The 14,090-nt window shown below is 61.2% G+C and carries 13 protein-coding genes; 6 read left to right on the forward strand and 7 right to left on the reverse strand.

What is annotated here, in order from left to right; genetic code table 11:
• Window positions 1-2: 2 nt before the first annotated feature.
• Window positions 3-1,049: an NADP-dependent oxidoreductase gene (locus G4D79_RS07540; RefSeq protein ID WP_099697259.1), complete on the reverse strand. Its 1,047-nt coding sequence runs from the start codon at window positions 1,047-1,049 to the stop codon at window positions 3-5.
• Between the two features lie 368 nt (window positions 1,050-1,417).
• Here G4D79_RS07540 and G4D79_RS07545 point away from each other — a divergent pair, with 368 nt between their 5' ends.
• Window positions 1,418-2,683: a cytochrome P450 gene (locus tag G4D79_RS07545; protein ID WP_099697170.1), complete on the forward strand. Its 1,266-nt coding sequence runs from the start codon at window positions 1,418-1,420 to the stop codon at window positions 2,681-2,683.
• 138 nt (window positions 2,684-2,821) lie between these two features.
• Window positions 2,822-3,403: a PadR family transcriptional regulator gene (locus G4D79_RS07550; RefSeq protein WP_065352790.1), complete on the forward strand. Its 582-nt coding sequence runs from the start codon at window positions 2,822-2,824 to the stop codon at window positions 3,401-3,403.
• An 82-nt stretch (window positions 3,404-3,485) separates the two neighbouring features.
• On the opposite strand, the gene G4D79_RS07555 is transcribed toward G4D79_RS07550, so the two are convergent.
• Window positions 3,486-4,208: an IclR family transcriptional regulator gene (locus G4D79_RS07555; protein ID WP_007730520.1), complete on the reverse strand. Its 723-nt coding sequence runs from the start codon at window positions 4,206-4,208 to the stop codon at window positions 3,486-3,488.
• A 280-nt stretch (window positions 4,209-4,488) separates the two neighbouring features.
• Between G4D79_RS07555 and G4D79_RS07560 the strand changes: the two genes are divergently transcribed.
• On the forward strand, window positions 4,489-5,415 hold the full coding sequence (locus G4D79_RS07560) for an alpha/beta hydrolase (protein WP_007730522.1): 927 nt from the start codon (window positions 4,489-4,491) through the stop codon (window positions 5,413-5,415).
• Between the two features lie 5 nt (window positions 5,416-5,420).
• Here the strand turns inward: G4D79_RS07560 and G4D79_RS07565 are convergent, their stop codons facing one another.
• Together G4D79_RS07565 and G4D79_RS07570 are read right to left on the reverse strand one after the other, a co-directional pair.
• Window positions 5,421-6,071, reverse strand: coding sequence for a Dabb family protein (locus G4D79_RS07565; protein WP_166502772.1), 651 nt, complete (start codon window positions 6,069-6,071; stop codon window positions 5,421-5,423).
• Window positions 6,064-6,411: a hypothetical protein gene (locus G4D79_RS07570; protein ID WP_007730530.1), complete on the reverse strand. Its 348-nt coding sequence runs from the start codon at window positions 6,409-6,411 to the stop codon at window positions 6,064-6,066. Before G4D79_RS07570 ends, G4D79_RS07565 begins: the two co-directional genes overlap by 8 nt.
• A 241-nt stretch (window positions 6,412-6,652) precedes the next feature.
• On the opposite strand from G4D79_RS07570, the gene G4D79_RS07575 reads away from it, so the two are divergent.
• Together G4D79_RS07575 and G4D79_RS07580 are read left to right on the forward strand one after the other, a co-directional pair.
• The gene (locus G4D79_RS07575; protein WP_030536112.1) at window positions 6,653-7,540 is read left to right on the forward strand and encodes an SDR family NAD(P)-dependent oxidoreductase; all 888 of its coding nucleotides are present in this window, start codon (window positions 6,653-6,655) and stop codon (window positions 7,538-7,540) included.
• Window positions 7,541-7,587: 47 nt separating this feature from the next.
• Window positions 7,588-8,451: an SDR family NAD(P)-dependent oxidoreductase gene (locus G4D79_RS07580; protein WP_007730535.1), complete on the forward strand. Its 864-nt coding sequence runs from the start codon at window positions 7,588-7,590 to the stop codon at window positions 8,449-8,451.
• 27 nt (window positions 8,452-8,478) lie between these two features.
• Here the strand turns inward: G4D79_RS07580 and G4D79_RS07585 are convergent, their stop codons facing one another.
• The 3 genes from G4D79_RS07585 to G4D79_RS07595 form a co-directional block, all read right to left on the reverse strand.
• A complete protein-coding gene (locus G4D79_RS07585; protein WP_231917407.1) occupies window positions 8,479-9,975 on the reverse strand; it encodes an MFS transporter in 1,497 nt (498 codons plus the stop codon).
• A gap of 154 nt (window positions 9,976-10,129) precedes the next feature.
• Window positions 10,130-11,593, reverse strand: coding sequence for a benzaldehyde dehydrogenase (locus G4D79_RS07590; RefSeq protein ID WP_058226858.1), 1,464 nt, complete (start codon window positions 11,591-11,593; stop codon window positions 10,130-10,132).
• A 93-nt stretch (window positions 11,594-11,686) separates the two neighbouring features.
• A complete protein-coding gene (locus G4D79_RS07595) occupies window positions 11,687-12,577 on the reverse strand; it encodes a LysR family transcriptional regulator (protein WP_003943104.1) in 891 nt (296 codons plus the stop codon).
• 124 nt (window positions 12,578-12,701) lie between these two features.
• Here G4D79_RS07595 and G4D79_RS07600 point away from each other — a divergent pair, with 124 nt between their 5' ends.
• Window positions 12,702-14,069 carry an NAD(P)/FAD-dependent oxidoreductase gene (locus G4D79_RS07600; protein WP_003942969.1) on the forward strand — a complete coding sequence of 456 codons (1,368 nt, stop codon included), beginning with the start codon at window positions 12,702-12,704 and terminating at the stop codon, window positions 14,067-14,069.
• Window positions 14,070-14,090: the final 21 nt, after the last annotated feature.

Here is a 14,090-nt window from a genome sequence, read left to right on the forward strand (position 1 = left end):
TGTCAAATCATCACCAACTGCTTCCCCCGGTTGTGCCCCGAAAGCTGCCCGATCAAGGCCGCTGGGGCATTTTCGATGCCCTCGGTGACATCGTTGCGGTAGCGCAGTCCACCTTCGGCGATTCGAGCGGACGCCCACGCCCGGTACTCCGGGTACCGGTCGTAGTGGTCGTAGCAGATGAACCCTTCGATGCGTAGACGTTTGCGTAGTACAGGGCGTAGGGGAGGCCCGACTTCGCTTTCATCCTGGTTGTATTCGCTGATCATTCCGCACACGACGACCCTTCCGAAATCGGCCATGCGATCGAAAACCGCTCGCGTGATCGAGCCTCCGACGTTGTCGAAATAGACGTCGACGCCCTTCGGACACAATTCGTCCAACTGCTCGCCGATGTTCGCCGTCTTCCTATCTATGCAGGCGTCGAACCCCAATTCCTCCACAACGTATTCGGTCTTCTCACCCCCGGCGATTCCGATCACCCGGGCGCCCGCCAGCTTCGCGATTTGGCCTGCAACCATGCCGACTGCTCCGCCGGCCGCCGAAACCACGACTGTGTCTCGCTCTCGGACGTCGGCGACCAACCGCATTCCGCAGTGTGCGACAAATCCTGGCTGTCCTAGAATTCCGAGTTCATCTCCTAAGGAAGCTCGATTCTCCCTCGGTATGCGGTCCAGGGCAGCGCCTTTGATTGTGTGATAAATCTGCCAGTGCGTTCCGCCTCGAACCAAATCACCTGCCGCAAAGTCAGGATGCCGCGAAGAAATCACTTCGCCGACTGCGATGCCGTCCAAACCGGAGTGCGCAGGCACTACTCCAGCCAAGACGACGTCGCCGATACCGGCAACAGCTCCCAACGGCCCGGGGGCAGAGCTGGTGGACGGTAGGCGTCTTCGTATCGCCGGATCGATCGAAAGATAGTGGGCGCGGAACAGAACTTCGCCGTCCGCGGGCGGCCGGATCGGAACCTCGTCGATCCGAAAATCTTCTACGACAGGCAAGCCGCGGGGAGCTCGAACGACTCGCACAGCGCGGTTCACATATTCGGTCATGCGCAATTTCCAATCTGCTTCGACACCGGTTCGCATCACTTCTCGGGACGATTGCCCGGAATTGATCTCGCCGCCTTACTGATTCACGGCGAAGACGTCTGGGAATTCTGTCCTCGAGCAGCAAGGAGCGCACCTTCCCGCCCGCTCAGTGAGAATGTGGCAACCCGACGTCCGGAGCGCGACTTCATTTCCCATACAGCGGGCGGTTTGTTGGTTGCCTCGTAGTCCGACTGTGAAGCTCTGCGCAGTTCAGTTCAGCGCAGCGCTGACGCTCGTCACCAGTGGTATTCGGCTGTGGATTCTTACGAGGGCGTCAATGATCTGCCAGATCTTGTGTGAGTGATTTTGTCGAGGACGAGAGGTTGACTATGACTTCGCCGGTGGGTTCGGAGCGTGCGGTTCATGACACAACGGATTGGCTCAGAACGGGATTGGTCGATCCAACGGAGCCAGGCTTCCTGTCCGATCCGTACGCGCGGTACGCGATTGCGCGAGAAGTTGCTCCGGTACAACAGCATTCGAATGGCGTATACATGCTTTTCGCCTACGACGACGTGAAACGCGCACTGGCGGACAAGTCGCTGAGTTCGTCGGAACAGTATGCACTCGAGGCGCCGCGCAATATGCGGATCAAGGCGGCCGGTGGCAGCGACGCCTACTTGTTGCGCCCATCGTTGTCGAAGCTGGATCCGCCGGACCATCTGGCATTGCGCAAGCTACTGGCGCGCCCGTTCACGCCCAGGGCAATCAAGCGTTACGACGCGCGGGCGAAGGAAATCGTCGACGAGTTGCTTGCCGATCATGGACGGGGCTCCGAGATCGAGCTGGTGACGGAAGTTGCTCATCCGCTACCGATTCGCCTTGTCTGCGAAATTTTCGGTATCCCCGTACCTGCCGACACCGATACGATGTTCGAGTGGACCCGTAAGGGACTCAACCTACTCGATCCGTTTCTGACTGCCGAGCAGACCAGCGACTACATTTCCGCTCAGCGTGATTTCTCGGCACACCTTCAGGACGTTATCGCTTGGAAGCGCAACAATCTTGGCGACGACATCCTGTCGGACTTCATCTCCGCCGGCGACGAAGGCGAGATAATCGGGCCGGATCAAGTTGCCGCTACCGTGCAGACTTTGGTCATCGCCGGACTGGACACCACAGTCAATCAGGTCGGTCTCACCATGAATGCACTTATGGGCCATCGTGATCAGTGGGAACGACTCGTCGACGACAGGGCACTGCTCGATCACGCGGTAGAAGAAGTCCTGCGCTATGAGCCGACGGCGCAGTTGATGATTCGCATTGCTCCCGAGGATTACGCGGTGAGAGATGCGGTGATTCCGGCCGGAAATCACATTGTGACGTGGCTGGCGTCGGCAAACCGCGATGAAACTCGATTCGGTCCGAACGCGGACAGATTGGACTGGTCGAGGTCAAATGTCCGGGACCACATCACGTTCGGTCACGGTGCGCACGCTTGCCTCGGTGCGTGGTTGGCCCGGCTGGAGATCAAGACCATCCTGAATGCGTTGATCGACAAAGCGCCGAAGACCGAGCTCGTCGACGGTGGAGTGACGTGGGGTGGCACGGCCTTTATCCGCGGTGTCTCCGAACTGCGATTGAACCTTTTCTGATTGCACGAATTCGTGAACAGACCACTCGGTGGGCAAGTCGGTGTCAGATGGTCGACGTCTTGTTAGTCTGGGCCGGTGCCTGATCCCGCAACTGCGTGTTACCCGGCATTGCCCGCGACAAGTTGGGCAGTGCTGGGAATGCTCACATTCGGAGAAGAACTAAGTGGCAGCGATCTGAAAAGCTGGGCCGACTGGAGCATCGGGTTCTATTACTGGAGCCCGTCGGTGAGCCAGGTCTATACCGAGCTCAAAAAGCTGGAAACGCTGGGATTCGTCAGTTCGCGGGAGGTTTCGGAATCGGGTGGGCGTCGTCGACGAGTGTTCACGATAACCGAATCCGGTATCGAGGCTCTCAGATCATGGTCACGCCGATCGGAGATCGAAACCCCCGTTCTCAAACATGGAGTGATGTTGAGACTGTGGGTCGGCCACCTCAACGACCCCGATCAGCTCAAGTCGATAGTGCTCGATCACATCGACAACCTCGAGGCAAAGAAGCTCAAGGCAATCGAACACGCCGATAACTCGGAGAATGAACCCGCCTGGGCATTTACCGAGATGAGTCTGCGATGGATAGGCCGCCATTTTCAGATGGAGATCGACCTCGCCGCTCAGTTGCTCGATGACATCGATGAGGCCGCCGCTCGATTCGCGCAAGGCGACGCCAACTCTCTCGGCTTGCCGCAGCCCGTCAATGCCGGTAGTTGGAAGTTGATCTGAGCGTGCGGAGGTACAACTCTCCAGATTCTGCCCCACGCCAATAGAATTGTGCTGTCGAGGTTTTCGTGCCCAGTCTTCGTGCCTACTGAGCTCGCATGCTTTCGGTGGTCCGGACGCCCGCATTTCGCCACAGGGAAGCGGCTGTTTCCCGAAGAAGCCCGGTGAGAGGCGAGTTCCGCTCGTCGAGCGGCATTTGTCGGAGCGGTCCGCAGATCGACAGCGCGGAGGTCGCGACGCCGATCGGGCCGATCGGAGTGGCGATCGTGCCGAATCCGTCGATCGGCGTGTCACGGCCGTATCCCACGCCGGTTTTTCGGACCTCGTCGGCCGCCTCTCCTCGCTCGTTGTTGAAGGTGTGGAGGACCCTGCCGACGAGAGTTCCGTCTGCGCGCGTGCTGAAACCGATCCGATTCGGAATCATGCTGGCGAAACGACCTGCCATGTGGGCGCGGCACACCACATTTGAGCCGTCGAGAATCGTCATCTCGACGATCAGTCCGGTACGCCGGTGCAATTCGTACAGGTGCGGATGCGCAGCTGAGTGAAGTCTGTCCTGGTACACGGCCAACGAGCCGAGTTCCACGAGCCGCAACCCGAGCGTGTAATCGCGGCCGCTGCGGTGCAGCCACCGAAGTTGGACCAGATGGTCGAGTATGCGGTGGGCTGAAGACCTTGGAAGCCCGGTTCGTCGGACAATCTCGGCGAGGGTGAGACGATCTCGACCGCCGAACGCATCCAGTAGCAGAGAGACTCGGTCGAGGAAGGCGTTCGGCGTTGCGGGATCGACCTCGAGCTGGAGCGACATGTGTTCCCTCTGCTATCCCGTAGTCAAGTTGGACAACTGCCCTGGACAAGGCTATTTCGATTAGGAATGATGACATGTTTTTTCTGCTTTGTGAAGAAGGCCACCCTGTGGATCGGACGCCTCCGGTGCTCGTCGGCGGAAACGGACCACTGATCGGGAGAGCGGGTTCCTTGCTTGGTGGTGGGCGATCTACGTTGACGTGATCACACGCCAAGTGGACAAACGCGGATGCCGGCGCAGACGTAGCGCCACCCGCCGGGCTGAGAGACCAGGAGACGATATGACGATTCAAGCGGAAGTCACCACGATGCTTGCAACCCTCAACGCTGGATTCCCGGATGTCACCAGTGTCCCGCCGTCGGAGCTACGAACTCTGATTCGGAACCGACGTGCGCCGCTGACGGGTCTTCCCGACATGCTTTCAGTCGAGAATCACGTAATCGACGGTCCCGGTGGAGATCTGGCAATTCGCGTCTTTCGTCCGCATGGAACCTCGAACGACGTTCCTCTCGTGGTCTTCGCTCACGGGGGCGGTTTCGTGTTCTGCGATCTGGACAGTCACGACGAATTCTGTCGATCGATGGCGCAGGGAGTCGGCGCAGTAGTGGTTGCCGTCGACTATCGGTTGGCGCCGGAGCATCCGGCACCGGCAGCCCACGACGACGTCTACGCCGCGGTGGCGTGGGCCAGCGAGCATGCTGCCGAATACGGTTCCGACGCAGGTAAAATCGCACTTGTGGGCGACAGTGCGGGAGGGAACCTCGCGGCGACCGTGGCTATTGCCGCTCGGGATCGGGGTGGTCCGGAAATCGCCCTTCAGGTTCTCATCTACCCCGTGATCGACGACGACTTCGAAACCGAGTCGTATCGGCTCTACGGCACGGGTCACTACAACACCACCGCAGCGATGGAATGGTACTGGCAGCAGTACGCGCCTGAAGGTCGCGACGACGCCCGTGTGATTCCTACGCGTGCGGAGACGCTCGCCGGTCTTCCGTCTGCTGTCGTCGTGACAGCCGAACTCGATCCGCCGTGTTCGTCAGGTGACGCGTATGCGCAGATGCTCGCGACGGCTGGCGTTTCGGTGCGCCATCATCGCTTCGAAGGATTGTTCCACGGCTTCCTCACTATCCCGTCTTTGTCACTGACCGAGCCTGCGCGACAGAAGCTTTGGGCGATGACGCGCGAGGCGCTCGGTAGCGAGTAGGCAGATCACTCCACTGTCAGGAGTCTCTCGGTGAGATTGCCGAACGTGTGACAGATTCTGTCGTGGACCACGGCCTCGGGACATTCGGGGTCGAACCACCGGTCCACCACTGCCCAGTGAATCGGATGATCGAGGTACTGGGTCTGCAGTGAGCCGAGGTCGGTGAACTCCTGCTCCCAGACATGAGTCCATGGTGTGTGCCCGATCGCTGCGTCGACTCGGCTGAGACGCCAGGCGCAGATCGACGAGATATGGGTAGGCATCCTGAGCAGATCCCGTTCGAATTCCTCGAGTACGTCCTGGGGTGTGCTGGGGGATACCCGGATGAACAGCGCTCGGTACACCTGACCGGCGGCTTCGGCGCCGGAACGTCCCGTGGTCCCGGACGAGTACTCGGCACCGTGGAAGTGGTCGACGGCGGCGCAGCGCAGGCTGTCGTCGACCGCATCTCGGGCTGTCTGCCAAGCCATCTCGTCTTCGAACTGAAGATGGACGATCAGATCTCCGCCGTTGATGACGCCGGGTAGTGTCGTACAGACGAGACGACGCAGCGCGTTCGACGATTCGGCAACTGCGGCAATGTTCTTCACTGCAGCGGTCCACTCGTCGGCGCCCGCCCCGTTGGCGGCGTGCACGACTCTTGTCACGTTATACATTGCTCAGTCCTTCGATGTCCTTTGCTGCGGCGGCCATGGAGCGACTCCGTTCGATTATGAGCGGAGCCATTGCATCCCACCACTGCCTGAGGGTGGAGTCTCTGCGGCCCTGGCGCGTCATCGACCACCAGCCGGCCGTGCCGTCGACCGTCCAGGTGACGGTCAAGGTGTTCGGGTCTTGATCGCACCACAACGGAGGGCTGACGAGTACGTCGGCGAGTGTCATGCCGCGACGCTGTGCACTCGGCAAATACTGGTCGAGTAGCGCGTCGACGAACTGTCGACCGCATCCCGGTTTCGTGACTATCCGATCGATCACGTAGAGCGTTTCATCTGCCATTGGTGAAGATTACTTTCCCCTAACCCGTTGTGATGCTTTCGATCTCACACAGCGGGAGATAGCGAATTTGGTCATGTGCCCGGCATTTCGACACCTCCCGTCAGGCGGGAATCGTTGCTGTGCAACAGAATCGGATGATGCAACATGGCGGACAACGATTGCGTGAAATGCAGTCGAACTCAGGTCGAACACATACGTCATGTGTTCGATGTCGTGAAGTGGAAGAGCCTTGGAGGAGCAGTTGAATCACTCGCTGGTAGGGAAGACCGCGCTGGTGACCGGGAGCAGTCGAGGCATCGGCAGGGCGATCGCCAGGCGACTGGCGGCAGAGGGGGCAACCGTGGTCGTCACCGCACGGTCGACTCGGCCTACCGCGGCAGTCCGTGCCGACAGTAATGTCGTCATCGGCGGTACGTTGTCCGAGACCGTCGAGATGATCGAGTCGCAACACGGTCGTGCACTTGCCATTCCGGCCGATCTCGAGGATTCCGAGGCTCGCGACGGATTGATCGAGAAGGTCGTCTCGCGGACCGGAGGTATCGACATCCTCGTGAACAATGCCGGGTTTGCCGACTACGCGCCGATCGAGAAGATGTCGCTGGCGACGTTCGAACGGACCCTCGACCACTACATTCGCGCGCCGTTCGCCCTGTCGAAGGCAGCCATCCCCTACATGCGAGAGCGCGGCGCAGGCTGGATCGTGAACATCGGTTCCTCGACGGGACTGAATCCGATCAGGCCCTTCCGCGACTACAACAAGACGTCGGGTGACGTGATTTACGCGTCGATGAAGGCAGCACTGCACAGGTTCACACAGGGCCTCGCCGCGGAGGTGCTGGACGACAATATCGCGGTCAACTCGGTGGGGCCTTCCACTGCGATCTCGACTCCCGGCGCCGACGCACTCATTCCGGATGGATACGAAACCGAGCCCGTCGAGTATCTTGCCGAGACGGTACTGGCCATGTGTTCTCTTCCCGCGGCCGAGCGGACCGGCCTTGTAGCCTTCAGTCTTCATTTTCCCTGGTATCAGGATCTGGTCGTGAAGGCGCTCGACGGGCAAGGGCTGATGCCCAGACGTGAGCCACCGACGTGGTGCAATCCCAACATTCTGCCCGAAGGAATCTGAAGTCTTTGTCGAGCAATAGTTTCGGCGACACAACCCGAGGAGTGGAGATGTCCCACGCTGAACGCCGGTTCGGTACCGGCACGGCCGTCGTGACCGGTGCGGGGGCCGGTATCGGTGCAGGGTTCGCCCGTCACCTTGCGCGGCTGGGAATGACGGTGGTCGTTGCCGACATCGACGAGGAGCGTGCGTCGCTCGTCGCCGAGGACATTCGCGCGGCCGGTGGGAGAGCTGACGTCCATGGAGTGGACGTAGCGGATGCCGATGCCGTGAAGAGGATGGCGGACAATGTGTTCGATCGTCACGGCAGCGTCGAGTTGCTGGTCAACAATGCCGGAGTGGAGACGGCCGGGTTGCTGTGGGAAGTCAGTGGTGCGCGGTGGAGACGGTTGATGGAGATCAACGTCGACGGCGTCTTCTATTGCCTTCGTGCTTTCGTGCCATTGATGTTGAAGGTGGGTAAGCCGGCGTGTGTGGCCAATCTGTCTTCTGTCGGCGGGATCAACAGCGCCGCGGTGCAAGGACCGTACATCGTCAGTAAGTTCGCGGTGCTGGCGATGACCGAGAGCTTGCACCAAGATCTGTCGTTGGTCGACTCTCCGATTCAGGTCAGTGCTGTTGTTCCACACTCGATCCGGAGTGAGATCTTTCGTGCGGCCCAGCGTGACGCGCCGACTACGAACGTCACGGCAAACGCTGTCTTCGATGCAATGCAACAGGCGAACGTCGAATCCGGACTCGACCCGCTCGATGCCGCCGAGCACATGACCGAAGCAATAGCGCGTGGGGACTTCTGGGTGTTCTCCGACGACGACGCGTGTCGGCAGTTCACCGACCGCCGAGCCGCTCAGCTTCGAGACCTGCTACCTCCCGCCGATCCTCGCACAATGCTCACACGCATGGGCATCTCGTGAATGCGGAGCTGTTCGGAGCAGGCCTGTTCACGCGCTGCCGTTGACAGACGTCGACGCACTCTTGGGGAGGCCTGACCAACCCACCAGGCCGACCAGAGCGAAAGCTACGGCGGCAGTGACGAAGGTGACGGTGAAGGCGGATTCGCTGGGCAGAGCGGATACGCCCTCTGGCAGGTTCGCGATGGTCATCGAGGCGAGAATCGTAGTCACCACTGCACTGCCCATGGCGCTGCCGGTGGAACGGGAGATCGAGTTGATGCCGTTGGCTATTCCACTCTGGTGTCGCGGAACGCTCGACATGATGATCGCGGGCATGGCCGCGTAGCCCAGGCTCACGGCGGCGCCGATCACGATGCCGGCACCGATGACCGACGCGGTGTGCGTGTGGTCGTACGCGAGCCAGGCGAACGGCACCGCACCACAGATGGCGGTGAGTCCCAGGACGAAGCGTGGCCCACGCACTCTGATGAGCCGCCCACCGATCGGTGCTGCGATCAGCGAGGCAATCGCACCCGGCAGCAGGAATTCCACCGACGCACGCAGAATGCTGGCGTCGAATCCGTATCCCGTGAGGGCGTGGGGAAGCTGCACGAGATAGGAGATGCCCAGGAAGTTGGCGAACATTCCGAAGCCCAGCATGACCCCCGCCAGATTCGCCATCATCACGGGCCGGTGGACGAACATTCGCATGTCGACCAGTGGTTCGTCGACGATCTTCTCGATCCAGACCCAGACTGCGAACATCACGATCGAGCCCAGGAAAACACCGATGGTCACGGGTGAGAACCAACCCCATTGGTGGCCTTGCGAAATCGACAACAGGAGCAGAAGGAGTGCAGCGCCCAGGCTCAGCGCGCCGATGACGTCGACGCGCCCGCCGCTCTTGTGCTTGGTTGCCGGAACCAGCGTGACGACGGCGACGAGGGCAAGCAACGCGAACCCGGTGGCCATCCAGAAGGCGTTGCGGTAGTCGGCATCCGGAGCCGATGTGAGAAGTCCGGTGGCTACGAGGGCGAGCCCGCTGCCGAATGCGAGAGTTCCGCTGACCAATGCCATCGCGCCGGGAAGCTTGTGTGGGCGGACCTCCTCGCGCAGGACCGACAGAGCCAGCGGGAAGATGGCGGTGGCGGTCCCCTGGAGGACACGTCCGAGGATGAGAAGTGGCAGATTGTGTGCCAGTGCGGCGACGATCGAACCGATGACCATGACGACCAGAACGCCGACCAGCGTGCGCTTCTTGCCGTGCTGATCGCCGTAGCGGCCCAACAGGGGAGTGAAAACGGCGGCCGACAGCAACGTCGCCGTCGTCACCCAACTGATGCCGGCCGCGGATGCGCCCAGATCGGACTGAATACGCCCCAAAATCGGGACGGGCAGTGTCTGCATCATCGAGACGATCATCGCGGCCAGGCTGAGCGCCCCGATGATGACGGCCTCGCGGCGCGGCGATGTTACGACGGATACATCCGGGGTGTCGTGGACCGTTGGCTGCGCAGCGCTGTCGGTCGTCACTGAATTCGTCAAGTGGGTCCTTCTCGGGAATTACAAGAGAAATTGCTTAATGTGCCGAAGTAATTTTCTCTGGATGGTAAGTCCGCGAGATCGATCCCGTCAATGCTGGTCAGTGAGCCCCTGGGGCCAGCTCGGTGTATTCAGGACCAACTCGGCGTGTTCCGGACTAGAAGGGGTAGACCGGGAGTGCGCTCTGCGCAGTCACCCACTGCGTTTCGGTGAAGGCGTCGAGGTTTGCGCCGATACCGCCGACGCGGCCACCGTTACCCGAAGACGCCATACCGCCGAACGGGATGACTGCTTCGTCGCCGACGGTCTGATCGTTGATGTGTACGAGGCCGGTGGGGATTTGTTGGGCGACCTCGAGCCCGCGCATGGCGTCGGAGGTCAGAATGCCCAGTGACAGTCCGTACTCGGAATCGTTGGCCATGGCGACGGCCTGTTCGACGGTGGCGAAGGAGGTTACCGGTGCGACTGGCCCGAAGACTTCGTCGGCGAAGGCCGGGGCGGTCAGTGGGGTGTCGGCCAGCACGGTGGGTCGGTAGAAGAGATCCTCGTAGGTGCCGCCGGCCGCCAGTTTTGCTCCGGCCGCGATACTTCCGGTGACCAGGGAGTGGATGTGGTCGCGTTGTTTGGCGTCGATGATGGGTCCGAGTGCGACCTGACCGGTGAACGGGTCGCCTACCGGAAGCTTGTCGGCGTGTTCGGCAAGGAGTGCGGTGTAGTCGGCGGCGATGCTTTCGTGGACGAGCTGGCGGCCGGTGGTCATGCAGATCTGCCCCTGGTGCATGAAGGATCCGAAAGCGCCTACAGATGCGGCCTTTTCGAGGTCGACGTCGTCCATGACGATCAGTGCGTTGTTTCCCCCGAGTTCGAGGTGTGCTCGTTTGAGATGGCGGCCCGCCAGTTCACCGACAGCGCGTCCTGCCCGGGTCGACCCGGTGAATGCGATGACGCGAACGCTCGGATGAACCACGATTGCCTCACCGGCGTCAGCGCCACCCGGCAGCATGCCGAACACTCCGGCAGGCAAACCGGCTTCTTCGAAGATGCGGGCAAGAACCACACCGCCACAGATCGCCGTGCGCGGATCAGGCTTGAGGATCACCGAATTGCCCAGTGCCAGTGCGGGAGCGACTGCACGGATCGACAGAATGATCGGGAAGTTGAACGGTGCGATGACGCCGACGGTGCCGACGGGGACGCGACGAGAGAAGCTCAGCCGCGGTTGCTCCGAGCGCAGCACCTCGCCGATGGGGTGTGCGGCCAAAGCTGCTGCGTTGTAGCACTCTTCGGCAGCGGTGTGGGTTTCCAGTCCGGCTTTGGCGGGAATGCTGCCGGCCTCGCGGATTACCCATTCGCCGATTTCGTCGGCGTACTGCTCGAACAGTTGACCGGCGCGGCGTAGAACGGCGGCTCGTTCGGTGTACGGCCTTGCTGCCCAATCCTTCTGAGCGGCACTAGCTTTTGTTGCAGCGGCTGCCACGTCGTCTGGTGTTGCCATGCCGACCGTCGTCAACTGCTTGCCGGTGGCCGGTTCGACGACAATACGATCGTCGGCGCTACCGCGAACCCATTCGCCGTCGAAGATCTTCGATTCCCACACAGGTTCGCTCAGCAAACGCGTCATGGCCGCTCCTCGGTAAAGGGATGCAACCGCGCGCCGCATCACATGGTTGTGCACCACGTTGCTCCGTGAGGGGAGTCGATCGCCATCGCACTTTCACTCAGTGAAAGACGGATTCATGGCGTCCTTGAGCGCTTGGATCAGATCGGCGAACTCGGTCGAGTGGGTGGCGCCGCTGCGGGTCACTCCCGAGACGGGAATTCGCAAGCGGCCGTGCGATTCTCGCATGAAGCTGATGCCGGCGCGTGGAGATTCGCCTGCGGTGATCGAATACAGGAGGGTCCAGGCGCGCGGGTTGGTGATCACGTCCAGCGTGGCTGTGTGATCGCTCGGAATTGCAGGGCCCAGTTGGACGCGTCGATCTATCTCGCGGAACGCGTCCTCGACCACCTTGTGAATGAGCACCTGGCTTTGGCGCGGCGGCAGGAGCAGGGGGTATGCGGCCAGATCATTGAGGTCGACGCTTTGCTGGCCGGCCAGGGGGTGCCGGCTCGACATGACGACCAGCAGATCTTCGACGCCGAGGTCCAAGGGTTCGAGTCCGGGGCGGTCGACGCCGCCGCGAATCAGCGCGATGTCGGCGTCACCGGAGGCTACGGCGTCCATGCGGTGGGCAAAACTCTTGATGACGAACTCGACGTCCAGGTCCGGATGAAGTTCGCGCACGTGTGCGATGGCGTCCAGCGTCTGAGCGGCGAAGCTCATGTTTCCGGTGATCCGGATCCGGGCTCGTGGGTCGCGTGCGACGGAGTAGGCCATCGTTTCGAGGCTGAGGACTTGCTGCGCAATGGGCACGAGTCGCGATCCTGCCGGGGCAAGGCGAACGGCTCGGGTCGAGCGTTCGAAGAGTGTCGCGCCAAGCTCCTTCTCCAGTCGGGCGACCTGATGGCTGATCGCCGACTGCGAGATGAAGCAGCGCTCGGCAGCGCGACTGAAGCTCAGTTCCTCGCTCACGACGAGGAAGTACTTGAGTTGGCGGAAGTCCATGAGGACAGCTTACTTATGAGCAATCGAGATAACAGTCTTGCGAATACTCCAGCTAGCTGGACCCGACCCATGATCAGTCCATACCGTAATAGTCATACTTTCAATTTGGTTGAGGAGATTTGTTGTGGATAGAACAGCTGCGGGTCGCGCTGACATCGACGCGACTGGACACGAGCAGACTCAGGTAGTCATCGTCGGTTCGGGATTCGGAGCCCTCGCCGCGGCCAAGACCCTCGCGAAGTCCAAGACGCCGTTCGTCCTCATCTCCGCCACCACCGAGCACCTCTTCCAGCCGCTGCTCTACCAGGTGGCGACGGGCGTTCTGTCGGCAGGCGAAGTTGCTCCGCCCATCCGCACGATCCTGCAGAAGTACCCCAACGCCGACGTGCGTCTCGGTCGCGTCGTCGAGGTCAACGCCGAAGAGAACACCGTCGTCTACGAGGCTTCAGGCACCCGCCACACTCTCGGATACCGCTCGCTCATCGCAGCCACCGGTGCCACCCAGGCGTACTTCGGTCATGACGAGTTCGAAAAGGTCACCTACAAGCTCAAGACCGTCGAGGATGCCGAGGTCCTGCGTAAGCAGATCCTGCGTTGCTTCGAAGAGGCTCACACCACCAACGACGCGCTGGTTCGCCGCAACCTGCTCAGCTTCGTTGTCGTCGGTGCAGGCGCGACCGGCGTCGAGCTCGCCGGACAGATCAAGGAACTGGCGCGTCGCTACTTCGCCAAGTCCATCAACAACATCAGCGCCGACGAGGTCACGGTCACCATGGTCGAGGGCGCGGGCGTTGCGCTTCCGGCCTTCGGCGGCAAGCTCAGTGAGTACACACAGGCCTCGCTCGAGAAGTCGGGTGTCGAGGTTGTTCTCAACACTATGGTCACCGCCATCGACGAGCACGGTGTCACCGTCTCTTCGGCAAAGACCAAGGAAGAGAAGCGCATCGACGCCGAGACCGTCATCTGGTCGGCCGGTGTTCGCGCCAACGACTTCGCAGCAGTGCTCGGCGAGGCGACCGGTTGTGAGAGTGACCGTGCAGGTCGTCTGCTCATCAATCCGGACTTGACCGTCGGCGGGTTTGCCAACGTCTTTGCCATCGGCGACATGACTTCGCTGAACGGTCTGCCTGGTCAGTCGCCCGTTGCAATGCAGGGTGGACGTCACGCAGCGAAGACTGTGAACGGAAAGGTCAAGGCCGGAACGCCTTTCAAATACTTCGACAAGGGCAGCATGTCGATCATCAGCCGATTCAGCGCTGTGTGTCGCGTCCGCAAGGTCGAGTTCAAGGGCACGATCGCCTGGTTCATGTGGCTGGCCGTGCACGTGATGTATCTGGTGGGCTTCCGCAACCGGTATGTCGCTGTGATGTCGTGGTTCGGTTCGTTCATCGGTCACCGTCGTCCGCACTTCCACTACGCGCAGGAGCCGATGAAGATCGAGGCCACGCCGCCGGTGACCGAACGCGAACCGGAATTGGCGCACTCCGCGTAGCTCCGCACCGCCTGAACACGT

This window comes from Rhodococcus sp. WY5, assembly GCF_018588185.1.
Classification (GTDB): domain Bacteria; phylum Actinomycetota; class Actinomycetes; order Mycobacteriales; family Mycobacteriaceae; genus Rhodococcus_F; species Rhodococcus_F qingshengii.